The organism is Pseudomonas sp. NY8896, from assembly GCF_039634505.1.
Genome location: NZ_CP132350.1, coordinates 1,281,819 through 1,302,920, shown reverse-complemented (window position 1 = coordinate 1,302,920; position 21,102 = coordinate 1,281,819). Strand labels below are relative to the sequence as shown.

Annotated in this window: 18 protein-coding genes and 1 pseudogene; 5 read left to right on the top strand and 14 right to left on the bottom strand. The window is 64.2% G+C overall.

From position 1 onward, the window contains the following. Positions 1-112 precede the first annotated feature (112 nt). Positions 113-1,657: an MFS transporter gene (locus Q9451_RS05825; protein WP_012274289.1), complete on the bottom strand. Its 1,545-nt coding sequence runs from the start codon at positions 1,655-1,657 to the stop codon at positions 113-115. 126 nt (positions 1,658-1,783) lie between these two features. Between Q9451_RS05825 and Q9451_RS05820 the strand changes: the two genes are divergently transcribed. Beyond that, a complete protein-coding gene (locus Q9451_RS05820) occupies positions 1,784-2,653 on the top strand; it encodes a LysR family transcriptional regulator (RefSeq protein ID WP_012274290.1) in 870 nt (289 codons plus the stop codon). A gap of 7 nt (positions 2,654-2,660) precedes the next feature. Here the strand turns inward: Q9451_RS05820 and Q9451_RS05815 are convergent. The 4 genes and pseudogenes from Q9451_RS05815 to Q9451_RS05800 all read right to left on the bottom strand — a co-directional run. After that, positions 2,661-3,272, bottom strand: a pseudogene (locus Q9451_RS05815) (PDDEXK nuclease domain-containing protein); the annotation flags it as partial. A 110-nt stretch (positions 3,273-3,382) separates the two neighbouring features. Continuing rightward, positions 3,383-4,774 (bottom strand): amino acid permease, encoded by a 1,392-nt coding sequence (locus Q9451_RS05810; RefSeq protein WP_012274292.1) that lies wholly within the window; start codon positions 4,772-4,774, stop codon positions 3,383-3,385. 387 nt (positions 4,775-5,161) lie between these two features. Next, a complete protein-coding gene (gudD, locus tag Q9451_RS05805) occupies positions 5,162-6,517 on the bottom strand; it encodes a glucarate dehydratase (protein ID WP_012274293.1) in 1,356 nt (451 codons plus the stop codon). 19 nt (positions 6,518-6,536) lie between these two features. After that, positions 6,537-7,889 (bottom strand): MFS transporter, encoded by a 1,353-nt coding sequence (locus Q9451_RS05800; RefSeq protein ID WP_012274294.1) that lies wholly within the window; start codon positions 7,887-7,889, stop codon positions 6,537-6,539. A 260-nt stretch (positions 7,890-8,149) separates the two neighbouring features. On the opposite strand from Q9451_RS05800, the gene Q9451_RS05795 reads away from it, so the two are divergent. Continuing rightward, entirely contained in the window at positions 8,150-8,851 is a 702-nt protein-coding gene (locus Q9451_RS05795; RefSeq protein WP_012274295.1) for a FadR/GntR family transcriptional regulator, read from the top strand. Between the two features lie 166 nt (positions 8,852-9,017). Here the strand turns inward: Q9451_RS05795 and Q9451_RS05790 are convergent, their stop codons facing one another. The 7 genes from Q9451_RS05790 to Q9451_RS05760 form a co-directional block, all read right to left on the bottom strand. Next, complete coding sequence (locus Q9451_RS05790) at positions 9,018-9,779, bottom strand: ABC transporter ATP-binding protein (protein WP_012274296.1); 762 nt, start codon at positions 9,777-9,779, stop codon at positions 9,018-9,020. Then, positions 9,776-10,837, bottom strand: a complete 1,062-nt coding sequence (locus Q9451_RS05785; protein ID WP_012274297.1) for an iron ABC transporter permease — start codon at positions 10,835-10,837, stop codon at positions 9,776-9,778. Before Q9451_RS05785 ends, Q9451_RS05790 begins: the two co-directional genes overlap by 4 nt. Continuing rightward, positions 10,834-11,946, bottom strand: coding sequence for an ABC transporter substrate-binding protein (locus Q9451_RS05780; protein ID WP_012274298.1), 1,113 nt, complete (start codon positions 11,944-11,946; stop codon positions 10,834-10,836). The genes Q9451_RS05785 and Q9451_RS05780 overlap by 4 nt, the downstream gene beginning before the upstream one ends. A gap of 130 nt (positions 11,947-12,076) precedes the next feature. Next, the gene (locus Q9451_RS05775; RefSeq protein ID WP_012274299.1) at positions 12,077-13,087 is read right to left on the bottom strand and encodes an NAD(P)-dependent alcohol dehydrogenase; all 1,011 of its coding nucleotides are present in this window, start codon (positions 13,085-13,087) and stop codon (positions 12,077-12,079) included. Positions 13,088-13,189: 102 nt separating this feature from the next. Continuing rightward, positions 13,190-13,783, bottom strand: a complete 594-nt coding sequence (locus Q9451_RS05770; protein WP_012274300.1) for an HAD family hydrolase — start codon at positions 13,781-13,783, stop codon at positions 13,190-13,192. Then, positions 13,780-14,649 carry an acyl-CoA thioesterase II gene (gene tesB, locus Q9451_RS05765; protein ID WP_012274301.1) on the bottom strand — a complete coding sequence of 290 codons (870 nt, stop codon included), beginning with the start codon at positions 14,647-14,649 and terminating at the stop codon, positions 13,780-13,782. Before tesB ends, Q9451_RS05770 begins: the two co-directional genes overlap by 4 nt. Positions 14,650-14,796: 147 nt before the next feature. Further along, entirely contained in the window at positions 14,797-15,366 is a 570-nt protein-coding gene (locus Q9451_RS05760; protein WP_012274302.1) for a GNAT family N-acetyltransferase, read from the bottom strand. Positions 15,367-15,545: 179 nt separating this feature from the next. Here Q9451_RS05760 and Q9451_RS05755 point away from each other — a divergent pair, with 179 nt between their 5' ends. The 3 genes from Q9451_RS05755 (at position 15,546) to Q9451_RS05745 (ending at position 18,575) form a co-directional block, all read left to right on the top strand. Next, a complete protein-coding gene (locus Q9451_RS05755; protein WP_012274303.1) occupies positions 15,546-16,232 on the top strand; it encodes a phosphohistidine phosphatase in 687 nt (228 codons plus the stop codon). Between the two features lie 38 nt (positions 16,233-16,270). Further along, positions 16,271-17,185, top strand: coding sequence for a histone deacetylase (locus tag Q9451_RS05750; RefSeq protein ID WP_012274304.1), 915 nt, complete (start codon positions 16,271-16,273; stop codon positions 17,183-17,185). A 148-nt stretch (positions 17,186-17,333) separates the two neighbouring features. Beyond that, a complete protein-coding gene (locus Q9451_RS05745) occupies positions 17,334-18,575 on the top strand; it encodes a TIGR03862 family flavoprotein (RefSeq protein WP_012274305.1) in 1,242 nt (413 codons plus the stop codon). A gap of 108 nt (positions 18,576-18,683) precedes the next feature. On the opposite strand, the gene Q9451_RS05740 is transcribed toward Q9451_RS05745, so the two are convergent. Next, positions 18,684-20,015, bottom strand: coding sequence for a DEAD/DEAH box helicase (locus Q9451_RS05740; protein WP_012274306.1), 1,332 nt, complete (start codon positions 20,013-20,015; stop codon positions 18,684-18,686). Between the two features lie 55 nt (positions 20,016-20,070). Further along, positions 20,071-20,985 carry a drug/metabolite exporter YedA gene (yedA, locus tag Q9451_RS05735; RefSeq protein WP_012274307.1) on the bottom strand — a complete coding sequence of 305 codons (915 nt, stop codon included), beginning with the start codon at positions 20,983-20,985 and terminating at the stop codon, positions 20,071-20,073. Positions 20,986-21,102: the final 117 nt, after the last annotated feature.

The following is a 21,102-nucleotide window of genomic DNA, read 5'->3' as shown; positions in this document are numbered from 1 at the left end:
GCTCCGTAGAGGGGTCGGCGGGCTGGCCTGTATTCCGGCCTTCTCTACAAGCCGAACGAGAATGATAAAACACCTCATTTATTTTTAGATCGTTGCACGGACCCTGGCCGTTTCAAGGTCGCCCTTCGGCCATCAGCCCCTCCTGCATGGCAGGCAGTGGCCGGCTCAGCAACACGCCGACCAGCAGCGCAAACAGCAACGCCGCCACACCCGCGACCTGTAACACAGCCTCGAAACCGCCCATGAATGCCTGGCGGGCCAATGGCGCCACCGCCTCACGCAAGCCTGGCTCAAGCAGGGCCAGCGCCGCCTGCAAGTCGCCCGCTGCAACCCGCCTGGCCATCGCGGCAACCTGGCTCGATTGTGCGGGTGCCACAGTGGCCATGGCCTCCTGCAGCAACTGCCCGCTACGGGCAGCGAGCACACCCCCGAGCACACCAACGGCCAGCACGATCGCACCAAACCGCGTGGTGGTGCTCAGGCCCGAGGCCATACCGGTACGCTCACGCGGTACGCAGGCCATGATGTTTTTCTGCGTATCGCCATTGAGCAGCCCGGCGCCCGCCCCCAACACCACGCTGGCCAGGGCGAATGCCCCATAACCGCCGTGGCGCGTGGCCCAGGCACACAGCAAGTTGCCCGTGCCCACCAGCACCAGGCCCAGCGCAAACACCTGCGCCGGGCTGCAGTGGGCAGCCAGGCGCATGCCCAGGCGCGGCGTCAGCAGCATGGCAACGGCGAACGGCAACATACCCGCCCCCGCGGCCAGGGCCGACAGTTGCAGGCCGTTCTGCAAATACAGCGGCAGCAGGGTCATCATCACCTGGGCGCAGGCGGCGTAGGCAAACATGCCCAGCAGAGCCCCTACAAAACGCCCGCTACGCATCAGTTGCAAGTCGATCATCGGCCGCTGCTGGCTGCGCTCGACCATGATGAACAGGCTGAACAGAAAGGCGCTGATCACCAACCGGCCAAGGGTTTGCGCGCTGCCCCAGCCCACCTGGTTGGCATCGATCATCGCCCAGATCAGGTAGCCCAGGCTGCCGGCGAAGGTCAGGCTGCCCCAGGGGTCCAGGCGTGCCGCCGCACTGTCGCGAGACTCTTCGATACTGCGCATGACCATTACCGCCAGCAGTGCCACCAGCGGCAGGTTGATGTAGAAGATCCAGCGCCAGCCCAAGGTACTGGCAATCACCCCGCCCAGCAGCGGCGCGAAGGTGATGGTGGCGCCCATGCAGGCGCCCCAGAAGGCCCAGGCACGCATGCGTTCTTGTGGCTGATGGTACCGGTTGCCAATCGCCGCCAGGGCCGAGGTAAGCAGCAACGCAGCGCCTACCCCCTTGGCGGCTCTGGCCAGGTCGAGAAACAGCAGGCTGGGCGCCGCACCGCAGGCCAGCGAAGCCACGCCGAACAGCACCAGGCCGAGCAGCAGCATGCGCCGCCGGCCGAAGCGGTCGGCCAGGCTACCGGCGGGCAACAGGCAAGCGGCGAAGGCCAGCAGGTAGGCGCTGACTACCCATTCGATGTCGGCGAACGAGCCGGACAGGTCTCGCGCGATACTGGGCAGGCTGACCGCGACAATGTTGGTGTCGAGGATGATCAGGGCGCAGACCAGGGAAGCGGTAAGCAAGGTAAAGCGTGCTGAAGGGGCAGGCATGGCAGGCTCCAGAAGCAGGCTGGTCGTATCAGCGCCAGCCTTGTAGTGTTGACCCCACCATAACGCCGCCAACACCAAGCCTTGTTAGCCCCGGCGGCCTGCGTCATTACCCTGTAGGTAACACCCATGGAAATCCGCCATTTCCGCTACTTCCTCTGCGTCGCCCGCCACGGCCATTTCACCCGGGCCGCCGAGCAACTGGGCATCGCCCCGCCCACCCTCAGCCGGCAGATCCAGGACATGGAGCGCGAGCTGGGCGTGCGCCTGTTCGAGCGTAACCAGCGCGAGGTCAACCTTACCGCCGCCGGCCAGGCGCTGTTGATCGAGGCTGAACAGGCCGTGCGCCAGTTCGACGCCGCACAACTGGGCGCGCAGCGCGCCGCCCGTGGCGAAAGCGGGCGCATCGAGCTGGGCTACGTGGCCTCGGCCGCCTACTCGGGCATGCTTCAGCAGCAAGTCAGCCACTACAGCGAAACCTGCCCCGGCGTGCGCCTGAATATCCGCGAACTGCCCATGGCCGATCTGCCCGGCATGGTTCGCGATGGCCTGCTTGACCTGGCCTATGTGCGCTCGCCCATGGAGCTGCCGGAAGCACTCGAAGCCATTGCCTTGCGCCAGGAAGGCTTCGTGCTCGCCCTGCCGGCCAGCTCGCGCATCAATGAAGTGCCACAGATCCCGGCCGCGCGCCTGGCCAATGAAACCTTCATCCTGCCCGAGCAGATCTCCGGCACGCTGGAGGTGGCCGCGCAAGGTGGTTTCGTGCCACGGCTCGGCCCGCAACCTGGCAGCCTGGTGGCGGTGATTACCCTGGTGTCCCTTGGCCAAGGCATTGCCGTGGTCCCGGAATCGGTCGTGCAGCGCATTAGCTTGCCGCAGGTGAACTACCGGCAAATAGTCGACTGCCAGGCCAGCTCGTGGCTGAGCCTGATCCATCGACGCTTCGAAAAAGCGCCGGCAGTGATGCGGTATGTGCAAAGCGTGATGGGCGGCACTTGATGGCTGCTCAAGCGCTCGGATCGTCTGCAGTACCCAAGGCATAGAACTCATGCAGCTTGGCTTGCAGCAGTGCCTTGTCTGGCAAGCGCGTTTGATACTCGGCAATCAGCGCGGGGGACAAACTGCGATTGAGTGCGTACTCAACCACCTCGTCGTCTCTGCTGGCGCATAGCAACACGCCGATGGCCGGGTTTTCATGACGCTTACGCTCATTGCGGTCCAGTGCTTCGAGATAGAAATCCAGCTTGCCCAGGTACTCTGGCTCGAAGCGACCGACTTTCAGTTCGATCGCTACCAGGCAGTTGAGGCCACGGTAGAAGAACAGCAAGTCGAGTGCGAAGTCACGGCCGCCGACCTGAAGCGGGTATTGTGAGCCGACGAAGCAGAAATCCCGGCCCAGCTCGATCAGGAACTGTTTGAGCCGGTCCATCAATGCGCAATGCAGGTCTGATTCGGCATGCACACCAGGCAGACCAAGAAATTCGACCATGTAGGCATCCCGAAAAACGTCCATGGCCGCAGGATAGTTCTGCCTCAGCGCTGCCGAAACTTTTGCCGGGTTAGCAACGCAGCGCTCATACAGAGCAGCTTTAAGTTGACGCTCAAGCTCACGCCGCGTCTACGCCTGGCAAGCCCCACGCCGACCGCTCGTGCTGCCAAACAAGTGTTTCAAAAAACAAAGGGCACCCATCCACGAGTGCCCTTTGCCCTACCACCCGGTGAACTCAATCACCCCATCGACCGCGCCCCCACCGGTTGCGCATGGCCCCGCGAGGTCACGATCCCCAGGAAGGAAATCACGATCGCCAGGCCCAACGTGGAACTCACTTCCGCCCGGTGCTCAGGCGTGTACATCATCACCGCCAGCGCCCCGGCAATGAAGATGATCACCGCCCAGGTCAGGTACGGGAACAGCCACATGCGGAACTTCAGCTCGGTGTTTTCCCGCTCCAGGCGGCGGCGCATGCGCAGCTGCGAGATGGCGATGACCATGTACACCAGCAAGGCAATGGCGCCGGAGCTTGCCAGCAGGAACTCGAACACACCCTTCGGCGCGAAGTAGTTGAGCACAGCGATGGCCGCACCGATCAGCGTGCTGCCGAACACCGCGGCACGCGGTACACCGACCTTGGAGGTCTTGTTGAGGAAGGCCGGGGCGTCACCGCGCTTGGCCAGCGAGTACATCATCCGCGAAGCGATGTAGATCGACGAGTTCATGCAACTGGTCACGGCCACCAGCACCACCAGGTCGACCATGAACGCCGCGTTGGGGATGTTCATGATTTCCAGCGCACGCTGGTACGAACCCACCACCGCCAGCTGCGGGTCGTTCCACGGCACCACCGAGATGATCACGAAGATCGACAGGATGTAGAAGGTGCTGATACGCCAGATCACCGAGCGGGTGGCCTTGGCGATGTTGCGCGATGGGTCGCTGGACTCGGAGGCCGCGATGGTCACCGCCTCGGTGCCGATGAAGCTGAACATCACGGTAATGAACGCACCGACCACGGCCGACCAGCCCTTCGGCGCAAAGCCGCCGTACTCGGCCATCAACCCGCTCAGCCCGCTGACCTCACGGTTGGGCAGCCAACCCATCAGCGCGGCGAAACCCAGGCCGATGAAACCCAGAATGGCGGTGACCTTGAGGATGGCGAACCAGAACTCGAACTCGCCGTACTTGGCCACACTGAACAGGTTGGTACCGGCCAGCAACAGCACCGAAGCCAAGGCGAAGATCCAGCTGTCCACCTGCGGGAACCAGGCGTTCAGCACATGCCCGGCGGCCAGCGCTTCGATAGGGATGACCAGCACCCAGAACCACCAGTACAACCAGCCGATGGTGTACCCGGCCCAGCGGCCAATGGCCTGGTCGGCATAGGTGGAAAACGATCCGGTGTCAGGGTGTGCCACGGCCATTTCGCCGAGCATGCGCATGACCAGTACCACCAGGGTCCCGGCCACGAAATAGGAAATTATGGTTGCTGGCCCGGCTGCCGCGATGGCATGGCCGGAGCCTACGAAAAGTCCGGCGCCGATGATGCCGGCGATGGACAGCATCGTTACATGACGTGGCTTGAAACCTTGTGCAAGGTTGCCATCAGATCCCACGGTGTTCATTGATGTTGTTCTCTTTTTGCTGACACAAGGATGGACGGGCAGGCGTAGGCGAAAATATCTCCTTTGAATTCAATTAGTCGACAGCTTACTCGCGTTCTGTTGTTGATCTTTGGCACGCATCACAGAGCAGCTGTCAGTGCAGGACGGGCTTCATTTAAGCCCCGCATGGCTGTGGGTAATTACACGAGAACGCCCCGGAACTGTTCGATCACGACAGGGCGTTTCCATTAACGCCAGATGTCGCGAATGGCATGCCCGATCGCGTCACCGGGCCGTTTGGCGCTTTTGTTTTTCATTTGGATGTGTGTTGCCTGCACTGGCCCTATCGGTCAGATACAAAAAAGCCCCGGTTTCCCGAGGCCTTCCTTGCAAAGTCTTGAACCCGCCTTAACGCACCAGGCAAGGCCGCTTGTTATCGAAGCACCACCCCGGTATCAGGTACTGCATCGCCACGCTGTCATCCCGCGCGCCAAGGCCCATGTTGCGGTAGCACTCATGCGCCTTGGCCAGTTGGTCTTCATCCAACTCCACCCCCAGCCCTGGCCGCGCCGGCACCCGCACATGCCCGTCGACAATACGCAGCGGCTCGCGGGTCAGGCGTTGGCCGTCCTGCCAGATCCAATGGGTGTCGATGGCGGTGATCTCACCCGGCGCCGCAGCCGCCACCTGAGTGAACATCGCCAGCGAAATGTCGAAGTGGTTGTTGGAGTGGGAACCCCAGGTCAGCCCCCAGTCGTTGCACATCTGCGCCACCCGCACCGAACCCTGCAAAGTCCAGAAGTGCGGGTCGGCCAGCGGGATGTCTACCGACTGCAACTGGATGGCATGGCCCATCTGTCGCCAGTCGGTGGCGATCATGTTGGTGGCGGTGGGCAGACCAGTGGCGCGGCGGAACTCGGCCATCACTTCACGGCCCGAGTAACCGTTCTCGGCACCGCACGGGTCTTCGGCGTAGGCCAGCACGCCGTGCTTGTCGCGACACAGGGCAATGGCCTCTTGCAATGACCAGGCGCCGTTCGGGTCAAGAGTGATGCGCGCTTCGGGGAAGCGCTCGGCCAAGGCCGTTACCGCTTCCATCTCTTCTTCGCCGCGCAATACCCCGCCCTTGAGCTTGAAGTCGCTGAAGCCATAACGCGCCTTGGCGGCCTCGGCCAGACGTACCACCGTCTCTGTGGTCAGCGCCTTTTCGTGACGCAGGCGGAACCAGTCTTCATCGCTATCGGTTTCGTTGCGGTAAGCCAGGTCGGTCTGCTGACGGTCGCCGATATAGAATAGGTAACCGAGCATCTTCACTGCATCGCGTTGCTGCCCCTCGCCCAGCAGTGCCGCCATCGGCACGTTCAGATGCTGGCCGAGCAGGTCGAGCAGCGCCGACTCGATGGCGGTCACCGCGTGCACGGTGATGCGCAGGTCGAAGGTTTGCAGGCCACGGCCGGCCGAGTCGCGGTTGGCGAAGGTCTGGCGCATGGCATTGAGCACACGCTGGTAATGGCCGATTGGCTGGCCGACCACCAGGCTGCGGGCGTCCTCCAAGGTTTGGCGAATCTTCTCGCCGCCGGGCACTTCGCCAAGGCCGGTGTTGCCGGCGCTGTCGCGCAGCACCACCACGTTGCGGGTGAAGTACGGGCCATGGGCGCCACTGAGGTTGAGCAGCATGCTGTCATGGCCGGCGACGGGGATCACGCGCAGGTCGGTGACCACCGGGGTGCTGGTGTGAACGGCTGGGTTGGTCTGCATGTTCATGGTTGTTGTCTCGCAGTCATCAGTGGGTCTGGCCCAGGGCCGAAGGGGCCTTGAGGTCATCGGAAGGGGCGCCTTTGGGGCGCATGCGTACGAAGAAGATGGCGATGGCTGCAAGCACCGAGGTTACCGCCAGGCCGTACAGCCCACCCTGGATCGAGCCGGTTTGCTGCTCCAGCAGGCCAAAGGTGGTGGGGGCGACGAAGCCACCGAGGTTGCCGACCGAGTTGATCAGGGCAATGACCGCTGCCGCGATACGGGCATCCAGGTAGCCCTGGGGGATTGGCCAGAACAGCGACGACGCCGACTTGAAGCCAATCGCGGCGAAGCACACCGCGACGAAGGCGAACACCGGCCCACCGGTAGTGGACATGAACATGCCGATGGCGGCGACCAGCAGGGCTCCCGCCACCCAGGCCTGCTGGAATTTCCAGCGTGTGGAACCGGCGGCGAAGGCGTACATGGCCAGGATCGAGATCAGCCACGGGATCGAGTTGAAGAACCCGACCTGCATGTCACTCAGATCGCCCATGCGCTTGATGATGCTCGGCAGCCAGAACGTGGCGGCATAGATGGTCAACTGGATGCAGAAGTAGATCAGGCAGAACAGCACGATCTGGCGGTCCTTGAGCAGGCTCCAGGCCGACGGTTTGACAGCGCCAACGGCCTCGCGTGCTTGCTGCTCGCGGTCGATGGTGGCGACCAGTGCGTCCTGTTCGGCCTTGCTCAGCCACTTGGCATCTTGCGGCTTGGAGTCGAGCCAGAAGAACACGAAGAAGCACAGCACCACCGAGGCCATGCCTTCGATGAACAGCATCCACTGCCAGCCATGCAGGCCCAAGCCCTGAAGCTGCATCAGCGCCCCGGCCAGCGGCCCGGAAATCAACGAAGCCAGTGCCGAACCGCTGAGGAAGATGGCAATGGCCTTGCCGCGCTCGGCAGCCGGCAACCAACGGGTGAAGTAGTAGATCACCCCTGGGAAGAACCCCGCTTCGGCCACACCCAGTAGAAAGCGCAGCACATAGAACTGGGTTTCGTTCTGCACAAAGGCCATGGCCGTGGCCACCAGCCCCCAGGTGAACATGATGCGGGTCAGCCACAGGCGGGCACCGACCTTTTGCAGCAGCATGTTGGAGGGCACTTCGAACAGCGCGTAGCCGATGAAGAACAAGCCGGCGCCAAAGCCGAAGGCCGCAGCGCTGATGCCCAGGTCACTTTCCAGGTGCGGGCGGACAAAGCCGATGTTGACGCGGTCGAGGTAGTTGACGATGAACATGATGACGAACAGCGGCAGTACGTGGCGCTTGACCTTGGCCACGGCGCTGGCCAACGCGTCGCCGTCATGCCGGGCAGACGGAGCGAGGGTGTCGTTCACTTGCGGATCTCCCACTAATTGTTTTTGTGCGGGTCGAGGTTGTCTGACATGGCAGTGGGGGTGAGCATATGCGCCGCGCAGTTGTACGACAAGCTTACTAACGTCGGTAAATCCTCAAAATACAAGCCATCACAATGGCAATCTGCTTCGATTATGCAAAAACACTTAACCTACGCGTTGACTTGATCACGTGAAAAACCAGCAAAAAATATTTCTATCGATTAACTTGTCATACAAGTACAACAATCAGCGGATGGCACATGGAACCCGAACACGCCCGTAAACGCGGCCACAGCCGCGCTCATGACCTGGTTTCCAGCCTGACCCAGCACATTTTGCTGGGCACCTTCAAACCGGGCGACAAGTTGCCCTCGGAAAACACCCTGGTGCGCGAGCACGGAGTCAGCCGCACGGTGGTGCGCGAAGCCTTGTCCAAGTTGCAAGCTTCGGGGCTGGTGGAGCCGCGCCACGGTATCGGTACGTTCGTGATGGAGCGCCAGGCCCAGGCCGGCCTGCGCGTGGCGGCGGAAAGCGCGGCGAATGTGCGTGATCTGCTGGAACTGCGTATTGGCCTGGAGGGTCAGGCCGCCGCATTGGCCGCGCTGCGCCGTGACGAGGGGCAGCTGGCACGCATGCGCCAGGCGCTGGATGACTACCAGGACCTGGCCGCAGCTGGCGACAGTTGCATCGAAGCCGACCGGCGCTTTCACCTGCTGATTGCCGAGGCCACTGGCAACCTGTATTTCACCGAGATGCTGCTGCAGCTAGGCAACGGCCTGATCCCGCGTAACCGCATGGCCCTGGCCGAACGCTCCGGGGCCAAGCTGGCGCGGCAAGCCTACCTGGCCAACCTGGAGCACGAGGCGATCCTCAATGCCATCCGCCGACAAGACCCGGATGCGGCGCGGGCGGCGGTGTGCCTGCACCTGTCCAACAGCCGCGACCGGTTGCTGCCAGGTTGATAATCATCCGACTGGCGCATCCCCCCTGTGTAGGAGCGGCCTTGTGTCGCGAAAGGGCCGCGAAGCGCCCCCCGGTCATCAGCTATATCGCATAAATCGGGGGGCTGCTTCGCAGCCCTTTCGCGACACAAGGCCGCTCCTACAAGGGACCGCATCTGGCCGGTTTTCAAGCCAACGCCCGGTCCACCAGCACCTGCAGGCGCCCCTGCGAACAGCGCTCCACCCGGGCCACCACGCCATACACCTCAGCCAACAGCCCCGGCTGCAGCACATCCCCCGGCGCCCCGCAGGCCACCACCCTGCCCTCACGCAACACCACCAGCCAATCTGCGTGGCTGGCTGCCAGGTTGATGTCATGCAGCACCGCCACCGCCAGCAACCGATGCGCCTGCACGCGTTCGCGCACAGCGCCCATCACCCGCAACTGGTAATGCAGGTCCAGCGCACTGGTCGGCTCGTCCAGCAACAGCACCTGTGGGTTGCGTGCCAGCAACTGGGCCAAGGCCACCAGCTGCCGTTGCCCGCCAGACAAACTGTCCAGCGAGCGCTCGGCCAAACCCTCGATGCCCAACTGGCGCAACGCATCGAAGGCGCTGCCCAGCAGATCGCTGCCAGCGCTCACGCGCAAGGCCGCAACAATGCTTTCCAATACGCCCAAGGCGATACCCGGCGGTAGCTGCTGGGGCATATAGGCCAGGCGACGTGAGCGCTCGGCAAAGCCCAGGCGCGTCACATCCTGCCCATCCAGGCGCAAACCACCGCGCATCCGCTCCAGCCCTGCCAAGGCACGCAACAACGTGGATTTGCCCGCACCATTTGGCCCGACCAGCGCTACCAGGCTGCCGGCCGGCAACGCCGGCAGGCTCACCCCCTGCAGGATCTGCCGCGCGCCGTAGGCCACCGAAACACCCTCGATCAACAGGCTCACAACCTTCTCCCCCGGCGGAACACCAGCACCACGAATACCGGCACGCCCACCAGCGCGGTAACGATGCCCACCGGCACGATCACCCCCGGCAAGATCGCCTTGCTGACAAGCGACGACAGCGACAGCATCAACGCCCCCACCAGCGCACTGGCGGGCAGCAGGAAGCGTTGGTCCTCACCGACCAGCAGCCGGGCGATGTGCGGCCCGACCAGGCCGACAAAACCGATGGTGCCGACGAATGCCACCGCCGTTGCCGACAACAGGCTGATGCGCAGCAGCGAGGCAAAACGCAGGCGCCGGGTATCGACGCCAAAACTGCGCGCACGGTCCTCGCCCATGCGCAGCAAGGTCATGGCCGGTGCCGCCCGTAGCGAAAACGGCAACAGCAACCCCAGCACCAGGGCCAGCATGCCAAGCTTGTGCCAGTCGGCGCGGGCCAGGCTACCCAAGGTCCAGAACACCAGTTGCTGCAGCACATCCTCGGTGGCCAGCAATTGCAGCAACGAGACCAACGCATTGCAGCTGAACACCAAGGCGATGCCAAACAGCACCAGGCTCTCGACCCCGGCGCCACGCAACCGCGACATGGCCTGCAACAGCACCACCGACAGGCAGGCGAAGATGAACGCCATCACCGTCACCTGGGCGCTCGGCGCCAGCCAGGCAATGCCCAGTGGGTAGGCAATCGCCAGCGAGGCGCCGAGTGCCGCCGATGACGACACACCCAAGGTGAAGGGGCTGGCCAGCGGGTTGTCTAGAATCGCCTGCATCTCGGCACCGGCAAGCGCCAAGGCCGCCCCCACCAGCACCGCCATCAGCGAGTACGGCAGGCGCACGTTCCAGATGATCACCCGCTCGGTGGCACTCAACGTCGCCGGGTCGAAGACGCCATGCAGCAATTGCCCCAGGCCCATGCCCGAGGCACCGCTGGCCAGGTCGCCCAGTACCGACAACAACAGCAACAACGCCAGCGTGAAGACCAGCAAGGCCCGCCGCCACAACAGGCGACGATAATGCCAGGCTGCCAACGCCGCGCCTTCGTGGGCCAGCGCGGTCACCTGGCATCGACCCAGTACTGGCCGTCCAGGCCGACCTTGAGCATGCGGTTGATTTCACCCATGGTTGCCTGCGGGTCGAGCGCCTTGAAACGCTCCGGGTGTACCCATCGGGCCATGGCCTCGACCGCCAGGATGTTGAACGGCGAGTTGTAGAAGTCATGCCACAAGCCATGGGCCTGGCCAGCCTGGATCGGCCGCAGCGGGGCGAACTCGGGGCGCGCGGTGATCTTCGCCAGGCTCTGGCGTGCCGTATCGGTGGAGACGCCAGCCCCCAGCAGCACCCCGGGCGCGCGGTTGCCGGTGGCGATGTACACGTCCGGGTCGGCTTGCAACACGTACTCGACACTCACATCACCCAGCGCCCCAGGCACCACATCGGCACCAATGTTGTGCCCGCCTACGGCTTCGACCACGCTGCCCAATCCGCTCTTGCCAGTGGTGTGCCCCGGTGCCTGCCACACGCCAGCCAACAGTTCGAGAAACACCTTGGGCCGCTCGCTTTCCTTGATCCTGGCCACGCCGTCGGTTACCCGCTTCAGGTGACGGTCGTACAGGTTCAGGTACTCCGCCGCCTGCGGCTCACGCCCCAGCAGCGTGCCCAGTGCCTGCATGCTCACCCGGGTATTGCGGATCGGGTGCACGCGAAAGTCGATGAACAGCACCGGCACCCCGGCCTTTTCCAGTAGATCGGCCACCGGGCTGTGCTGGGTCGGGCCCTCACCGGCGATGCTGAAAATGGCCAGGTCGGGCTTGAGCGCCAGTATCTGCTCAGCGCTCACGCTCTGCTCGGACGCCTGGCCGATCAGCGGCAACTTGGCCACTTGTGGGTACTGCTGCGCATACACCTCATAGGTATGCGGGTCGAGCAGGCGCATGTCGTTCTGCCAGCCGACCACCCGCTGGAATGGGTTGTCACGGTCAAGCAAAGCCAGCGCGAAAAACAGCCGCCCTTCGCCAAGCACGATGCGCTGAGGCGGGTGGTCAACCTCGACCTTGCGCCCGAGCACGTCGGTCACTTGCACGGCGCTGGCAGGTTGGATGAAGCCGAGGCAGGTAGCCAACAGCAAGACAGGCAGCAAACGCTGCCAGAAAAGGGGAGTCGGGCACATCAGGGCATCCTCTTGAAGAGAATCAATCGCAACAGAGCGGGGCATTCTAGCCAGCCGCCCTGTGCTGCCGATGTGCGCGAATGTATTGGCTTGTAGGGTGGCCGTTACATCCAGCCGCCCTCACCTATCCTCACCAAGTCAGGCAGATCTTGCCGAAATGCCGGTTGCTCTCCTGGTAACGGAACGCCTCGACGATCTGCTCCAACTCGAAATGCTTGTCCACCACCGGGCGCAGGCCGTTGGCATCGATCGCCCGCACCATCGCCTGCTGCTGCGCACGGCTGCCTACCAGCACCCCTTGCAGGCGAATCTGCCGCACCAGCGCCTGCACCAGCGGCAACTGCCCAGCCACCCCGGTGAGGATACCGATCAGCGAAACATGCCCACCGATGCGCGCGGCAATCATCGACTGCTCCAGCGTCGCCGGGCCACCCACTTCGATCACATGATCAACCCCGCGGTTGCCCGTCAGCTCACGCACTTTCTCACCCCAGGCCGGGGTGCTCTTGTAATTGATCAGGTGGTCGGCACCCAACGCTTTCAGGCGCTCCAACTTGGCATCGCTGGACGAGGTGGCGATCACTGTGGCGCCGGCCAGCTTGGCGAACTGCAAGGCGAAAATCGACACACCGCCAGTGCCCTGCACCAGCACCGTGTCGCCGGGCTTGAGGTGATCATCACTCATCAGCGCGCGCCAGGCGGTAAGCCCGGCGGTGGTCAGGGTGGCCGCTTCGGCATGGCTGAAACCCTTGGGCGCCAGGGTGAACGCAGTGGCACGGGCGGTGACCTGCTCTCGGGCGTAGCCATCGAGGCCGTCGCCAGGCACCTGGGCAAAGCCCTCGACATTGGCCTGGCCATCGAGCCAATCGGGGAAGAAGGTGCTGACCACGCTGTCGCCGACCTGGAACTCGGTAACGCCAGCCCCCACCGCGACCACCTCACCGGCGCCATCGGCCATGGGGATGCGCCGCTCGCTCGGGCCCCACATGCCGCTGACCACGGCGAAATCGTGGTAGTTGAGGGAGCTGGCGTGCAGGCGCACGGTGATCTCGCCGGCCTTGGGGGCCAGGGCCTCGCTGGTGCCGACCTCGACCTTGTCGTAGCCGCCGCCGGGTTGTACGTAGATGGCCTTGCTGGTCATGGGTAGGTCTCCGTATCAGAAGAAAGAATGGGGTTCAGCATAGACAGGTCCGGCCCTTTCGCGGGCATGCCCGCGAACAGGCCCGCATTGCCAACACAAGAATCAGCCCAGCATCACCTTCAATGCCTGGCAATCGGCCGCATGCCAATCCACCAGCTCCGGCCACGGGTTATCCGGCAGGTTCACCAGCACCGTGCGCGCCCCCGCCGCCCGTCCACAGTCCAGGTCAAAGCGGTAATCCCCCACCATCACCAGCTCACTGGGCGCCACGCCCCAGGCACTGGCAATTTTCAGTAACCCATCCGGGCTCGGCTTGGGCGCCGCTTCGTCACGCCCGAGAATGTGCTCCACCGCGAAGCAGTCCGCCAGGCCGATGGCCTCCAGCGTCACATGCGCAAGCTCACGCGCATTGCGGGTAAGAATACCCAGCCGGCAACCGCGCTCGGCCAGTTCGCGCACCAGTTCCACCGCCCCGGTGGCCGCCGTGGAGGCAACCGCCAGGTCCCGCTCGTGCTCCAGCAACCAGGCATGCTTGGCTGCCGCCTCATCAGCCGGCAGCGCCGCCAGGTGGGTGAGGATGTCGTGCTCGGCCGGGATGTCCAACGCCACGCGAATGGCGGCAAAGTCGTGCACCGCCACGGTCAAGGTGCCGTCCATGTCGAACACCCAGTTGCGCACCTCGCCAAGGAGGCTCATGCCCAATCCTTGCGATGACGAATCAGGCCTTCCTGGCTGGACGATGCCACCAGTTGCCCGGCCTGGTTGAAGATGCTGCCGCGGCAGAAACCACGGGAATTACCGGCCCAGGGGCTATCGGTTGCGTACAGCAGCCATTCGTCAGCGCGCAGGTTGCCATGGAACCACAACGAATGGTCGAGGCTGGCGATCTGCATGTCGCGCTGCCACACCGACTTGCCATGGGGCAGCAGCGCAGTGGTCAGCAGGCCGAAGTCCGAGGCGTAGGCCAGCAGGTACTTGTGCAGGGCGGGTACGTCAGGCAGGTTGCCGTCGGCGCGGAACCAGGCGTACTTCACCGGGTCGCCGGGCTTGGGGTTGAACGGGTCACGCTCGGTGACCGGGCGGATCTCGATCGGCTTGGCGCACAGCACTTTGTCGCGAATGCGCTCGGGCAACTGGTCGGCCATGGCGCGGGCCAGTTCGACTTCGGTCGGCAGGTTTTCCGGGCCGACCACCTCTGGCATCTGCGCCTGGTGCTCGAACCCTTCCTCGTCGTACTGGAACGATGCGCTGCAGGTGAAGATGGTCTGGCCTTTCTGGATCGCCGTCACCCGCCGGGTGCTGAAACTGCCGCCATCGCGCACGCGGTCCACCGAGTACACCACCGGCAGGCTGGCATCGCCCGGGCGCAGGAAGTAGCCGTGCAACGAATGCACATGGCGCGCGTCCTCGACCGTCTGGCTGGCTGCCGACAACGACTGCCCCAGCACTTGCCCACCGTAAAGCTGGCGGAAGCCCAGGTCCTGGCTGCGGCCACGGAACAGGTTCTCCTCGATGGCTTCGAGGCTCAACAGGTCGACCAGGTCGTCCAACACATGACTCATCGGGGGTTCTCCGTAGGAGCGAGCTTGCTCGCGATGCGCCGCCCGAGCGGCGCTCGATCTCACAGGCGCTGAACGTGCAACATGCAGCGCCTTCCAAGTGGGCAAATAATACAGGGTTTGTCATTCGTGCCGGGCATGGCCATGCATTCAGGGGCGCAGGGTGCGCTCCCAATGGGTGCGGTCGATGCGGTACAGCACATGCGGGCGTAGCGGGTGGCCCTCAGGCAGGCGGGGGTGCTCGAAACTGCCCTGCGCGTCCTGCTGCATACCGATGGCTTGCATGACCTTCTGCGACGGCAGGTTGCTCTCGCTAGTGAACGACACGACTTCCTCCAGGCGCAATTGGGCGAAAGCACAACGCAGGCAGGTCCACGCCGCCTCGCTGGCAAAACCCAGGCCCCAGTGACGGCGGGCCAGGCGCCAGCCAATCTCCACAGCGGGGGTGAAATCGGCCTCGAAGCCCACGTGCAGCAAACCGGTCATGCCGATGAACGCGCCGCTGTCCTTGCGCTCAAGGGCCCACAAACCAAAACCGTATTCATTGAAGTGCCCGCGCACCCGACCGATCAATGCAGCGGCTTCCAGACGCGTCAGGGGCGCCGGGAAGTAGCGCATCACCTGCGGGTCGGCGCACAGCGCGGCGAACTCGCGCAGGTCGTCGTCGTGCCATTGGCGCAGCACCAGCCGTGCGCTTTCCAGTTCAAGGATGGGGGTCATGGGGCCTGCTCCGGTTTTGCCGCCTTGCAGTGTACAGCGTAGGCGCGGGCTCGGCTTTCACCCAACCGGTAGCCGCCGAATGCAATTTTCACACGCCCTTCACCGGCCCCCGACAGGCCCCTCAGCACAATCCCGCCATCTCTGCCGCGCCAGACGCGGCCATGCCAACGGAGCTACGCATGCAATCGAGCAATACCCTGGGGCACGCTGCCATTCACACCCGGCGCAAGCGGCGCCTGTCTCGCAAAGCCCTCGGTGCCGCCCTTGGCCTGTGCATGGTCGTGGCGGCGTTGACCACCTGGCTGGCGACGAGGACGCATATCGTGGACCTTGGCAACGAGCAACAACTGAGTGACAGCGGTTTACTGCAAGACTGGGCCGAAGGCGCGGTGATCGTGATGATCCGCCACGCCGAACGCTGCGACAGCGCACCCGGCCCCTGCCTGGACGACCCCACCGGTATCACCGTAAGCGGTAGCCAGGCCGCAACCCGTGTTGGCCAAGGGCTGAACCGGCTGGGCCTGCACAACGCCGACCTGCTGACCAGCCCGAAACTGCGCACCCGGCAAACCGCGCACTTCATCCTCGGTCAGGCGGTGGCCAGCGAAGGCTGGCTGGAAACCTGCGACAGCCAGTTCGCCAGCGAGGCGCTGGCGCGCAAACGTGCGGGGCACAACCTGGTGCTGGTGACCCACAACGGCTGCATCGACCATTTCGCCCGCCAGCAGAGCGTTGCCGGTGGCGAACGTCAAAGCAGCTACGCCAGCGCTTTGTTCGTGTCGGTGGATGGCGATGGCAAGGCGCGCATCCTAGGGCGCCTGAACGAGCCGGACTGGCAACGCGTATTGGCCAGCGCAGGACGATAACTGGCAAGATCAGCACTGGCCCCGATTGTGAACACCCCATGCCGCTGCCGCTGATCTACCACGAAGACTACAGCCCGGAGTTCCCCGCCGAACACCGCTTCCCGATGGACAAGTTCCGCCTGCTGCGCGACCACTTGGTCGACAGCGGGCTGACCACCGACCAAGCCCTGCTGCGCCCGGACATCTGCCCCAACGACATCCTCGCCCTGGCCCACGACCGCAGCTACATCGAGCGCTACATGAACGGCGAGCTGTCGCGCGAGGACCAGCGCCGCCTCGGCCTGCCCTGGAGCGAGGCGCTGGCCCGGCGCACCGTGCGCGCCGTCGGCGGCTCGCTGCTCACGGCCGAAATGGCCCTGCAGCACGGCATCGCCTGCCACCTCGCCGGTGGCACCCACCATGCCCATTACGACCACCCCGCCGGCTTCTGCATCTTCAACGACCTCGCGGTGATCAGCCGTTACCTGCTGGCGGCTGGCCGGGTACACCGGGTGCTGATTTTCGACTGCGACGTGCACCAGGGCGATGGCACCGCGCGCATCCTGCACGACACGCCAGAGGCCATCACCGTGTCGCTGCACTGCGAGCAGAACTTCCCGGCCCGCAAGGCGCAAAGCGACTGGGATATCCCCCTGCCCCGTGGCATGGGCGATACCGCCTACCTGAAGGTGGTGGACGACGCCCTCAATTACCTGCTGCCGTTGTATCAGCCCGACCTGGTGCTGTATGACGCCGGCGTCGATGTGCACAAAGACGACGCCTTGGGCTACCTGCAACTGACCGATGCTGGCGTTGCCGCCCGTGACGAAGCCGTATTGCGCCACTGCCTGGGCCGCGATATCCCGGTGGTGGGCGTGATCGGCGGTGGTTACAGCAAGGACCGCGCAGCCTTGGCCAAACGCCACGGCATCCTTCACCACAGCGCAGCACGCGTCATCGGTTGTTCACAATGACTGTGGAACCGCTTGTGGATAACCTGCGGGAAAGGCGCTACAGCCCTTTGATGGCAAGGCCTGCAGACTTCTGAGCATTTTTTGACCAGTGCTTCCATGGCCAGCGCTGCGCTAGAATGCGCCTCTTTTCCACAGCCTGCTGCCCACCATGCCCGATCTGAACCCCGCATCCTCTCCCCTCGCTGTCGTCATCGGTGGCGGCCCTGCCGGCTTGATGGCTGCCGAAGCACTGGCCCAGGCAGGCCTGTCAGTCGAGGTGTTCGATGCCATGCCTTCGGTTGGGCGCAAGTTCCTGCTGGCAGGCGTCGGCGGCATGAACATCACCCATTCCGAGCCCTACTCGGCGTTCGTGGCCCGCTATGCCGAACGCCAGGGCGAGATCGAGGCGTTGCTGCGCGACTTCGATGCGGACGCATTACGCCAATGGATTCACGGCCTGGGCATCGAAACCTTCGTCGGCACCTCGGGCCGGGTGTTTCCGACCGACATGAAAGCCGCGCCGCTGCTACGTGCCTGGCTCAAGCGCCTGCGTGACAACGGGGTAGTTATCCACACCCGTCATCGCTGGCTGGGCTGGAACTCCGATGGCGCGTTGCGGATTGCTTATCCACAGGGCGAACGGCTGGTGAAAGCCGCCGTCGTGGTGCTGGCACTGGGTGGCGCCAGCTGGGCGCGACTGGGCTCCGACGGCAGTTGGCAAGCGCTGCTGGCCGAACGGGCTGTGGATATCTCGCCTTTGCAGCCGAGCAACTGCGGTTTTGAAGTGGACAGTTGGAGCGCCTTGCTCAAGGACAAGTTCGCCGGCGCGCCGCTGAAGAACATTGCCCTCAGCGTACCGGGCAGTGCACCGCGCAAAGGCGAGTTCATCCTCACCGCGCAAGGTGTGGAGGGCAGCCTGGTGTATGCCTGGTCGGCACCGCTGCGCGAGGCCATCAACCGTGACGGCCGTGGGCTGTTGTTGCTCGACCTGCTGCCGGACAAGCCTGTGGACAAAATTGCCCAGGCACTGGCCAAGCCACGCGGTTCACGCTCCATGGCCAAGCATCTGCACAGCCAGTTGGGTATCGATGGGGTCAAGGCGGCACTGCTGCGGGAGCTGACCGATCACGCGAGCTTTGCCGACCCGCAGGCGCTGGCCCGATCGATCAAGGCATTGCCGATCACGTTGGTGCGTACACGGCCGCTGGATGAAGCGATCAGTAGCGCCGGCGGGGTGCGTTTCGAGGGGCTGGATGAGGGGTTGATGGTCAAGGGCATGCCGGGGGTGTTCTGTGCCGGCGAAATGCTGGACTGGGAGGCGCCGACCGGGGGGTATTTGCTAACGGCGTGCTTTGCCAGCGGCTTGCGCGCCGGGCGAGCGGCGGCGGATTGGATTAAGCCGGTTTCCTGAAAGATTGCAGGGGCTGCTGCGCAGCCCTTTCGCGACACAAGGCCGCTGCCACAGGTACGGCGCGGGCCTGAACTGTGTCGCGATGGGCCGCAGAGCGGCCCCGAAATCTCAGGGCTTACGCTTGCGCGGCCCACCATTGAAACTCGGCACCTTGCGCACCGCCTTGACTGCCGGCTCGGAATTACCCGCCTCAGAACTGTCCATCCAACGGCCCAGCCCGCGCTTGGCGCTGTTTTCTTTCGGCTTCTTGGGCTTCTTCGGTTTCTTGATCACCTGGCCACTGGCATCGGTCAGCGGCACCCGGTGATCAGGGATAAAATCAGGCTCTTCATGACGCGGCAGGGTCTGCCGGGTCAGCACTTCGATAGCCGCCAGCAGTTGCACTTCATCCGCGCACACCAGCGAAATCGCCTCGCCCTTGTTGCCCGCCCGCCCGGTACGGCCGATGCGGTGCACGTAGTCCTCGGCAACGATCGGCAGGTCAAGGTTGACCACCAGCGGCAAATCATCGATGTCCAGGCCACGGGCTGCCACATCGGTGGCCACCAGCACCTGCACTTCGCGGGCCTTGAAGCTGTCCAGCGCGCGCTGACGGGTAGCCTGCGGGCGGTCCCCATGAATGCCGTCGGCGTTCACACCTTCGGCCAGCAAACGCTGCACCAGTTGGTCGACACCGTTACGGGTCTTGGCGAACACCAGCACCTGGGTCCAGCGCTGCTTGCGCAGCAGGTGGCAGAACAGGTCTTCCTTGCGCTTTTTATCCACAGGCACCAGCCACTGCTTGACGCTGGTCGCGGTGGCGTTGCGCGGGCTCACTTCGATACTGAGCGGGTCATTCAAGGCCAACCCCGCCAGCACGCGAATCTGATCGGAGAAGGTGGCGGAGAACAGCAGCGTCTGGCGCTTGCGGGGCAGCGCCGCGTAAACCGATTGCAGCTCCTCGGCAAAGCCCAGGTCGAGCATGCGGTCGGCTTCGTCCAGTACCAGGGTCTGCACCTGGTTGAACTTCACCGCGTTCTGCCGGAACAGGTCGAGCAAACGACCCGGGGTGGCCACCAGCAGGTCGACACCACGGCGCAGGCGCATCATCTGCGGGTTGATGCTGACGCCGCCATACACCGCGTAGGTGCTCAGCGGCAGGTTCTCGGCGTATTCGCGCACGTTGTTGTGCACCTGCTCGGCCAGTTCGCGGGTAGGTACCAGCACCAGCGCACGGATGGAGTTGCTGGCCACCTTTTCGCCTTCCAGCGCCAGGCGCTGCAGCACGGGCAAGGCAAAGCCTGCGGTCTTGCCGGTACCGGTCTGGGCTGCGGCCATCAGGTCGCGGCCGGCCAGCACGGCGGGGATGGCCTTGGCCTGCACCGGGGTCGGGGTGGTGTAGTCCAGCTGCTGCAGGGTACGCAGCAGCGGTTCGATCAGGCCGAGTTTGGCGAAATTCATGGCAATACCGTCGGGGGGTTCAGCGAAGGCGGCAAGTTTACCGCATCACCCCTGCCTACTTGCAGATTTCGCCTTTCAACGGCTGCGCAGGCGCCTTGCGCCACTGTGGAAGGCCAATCAGCACCACCGCACCGATAATCACCGCCATCGCCACGCACTCTTCGGCGCCAATCTGTTCGCCGGCGAAGACGATGCCCAACAGCACCGCCACCGCCGGGTTGACGTAGGCGTAGCTGGTGGCGGCTGCCGGGCGCACATGTTTGAGCAAATACATGTAGGCACTGAACGCCAGGATCGAGCCGAAGAACACCAGATAGGCCAACGCCCCCCAGCCGGCAGCGGTCGGCATCTGCGTCATACGCTCGCCCGACAGCACACTGCCCAGCAACAGTACCGCCCCCCCCACCAGCATTTCTGCCGCGCTGGCCATAGGCCCCTGGGGCAGCGGCAAGGTTTTGCTCCACACCGAGCCGAACGCCCAGGACGCCGCTGCGAACAGGATCAGCGCTGCACCCATCGGGCTTGCCTGCAGGTTGGAGCCCAGGTTCAGCAGGCCGATACCCACCAGCCCCAGGGCAATGCCCGCCCACTCCAGCTTCGAATTGCGGTGCCCGAACAACAGGCCGAACAGCAGGGTGAACAGTGGCACTGTCGCCACGGCCAGCGCCGCTACGCCCGACGCCACGCCAGCATGCTCGGCCACGGTCACACCACCGTTGCCACAGCTAAGCAGCAAAAAGCCAATCGCCCCTGCCGCCCGCCACTGCGGCCAGGTCGGCGCGGGCACACCGCGCCAGCGCAAAAAACCGTACAGCAGGCCGCCGGCAATCAGAAAGCGCACCCCGGCCATGAGCATCGGAGGCCAGCTCTCCACGCCGATACGAATGAACAGATAAGTGGAACCCCAAACCAGGTACAAGGCCAGGAAAGCACCAATGAGCAACAGCGGGAAGCGACGGGCGGCAGGCATGGGAAAACTCGAAATCCGTTTACGGGTGCTTCAGTTTAACGGCCTGCCTGGGCGAAGATACGTTACAGAACGGGCTCAAATGAGCGGCACACTTTTGGTGCGTTCGGCTTGAGCCCT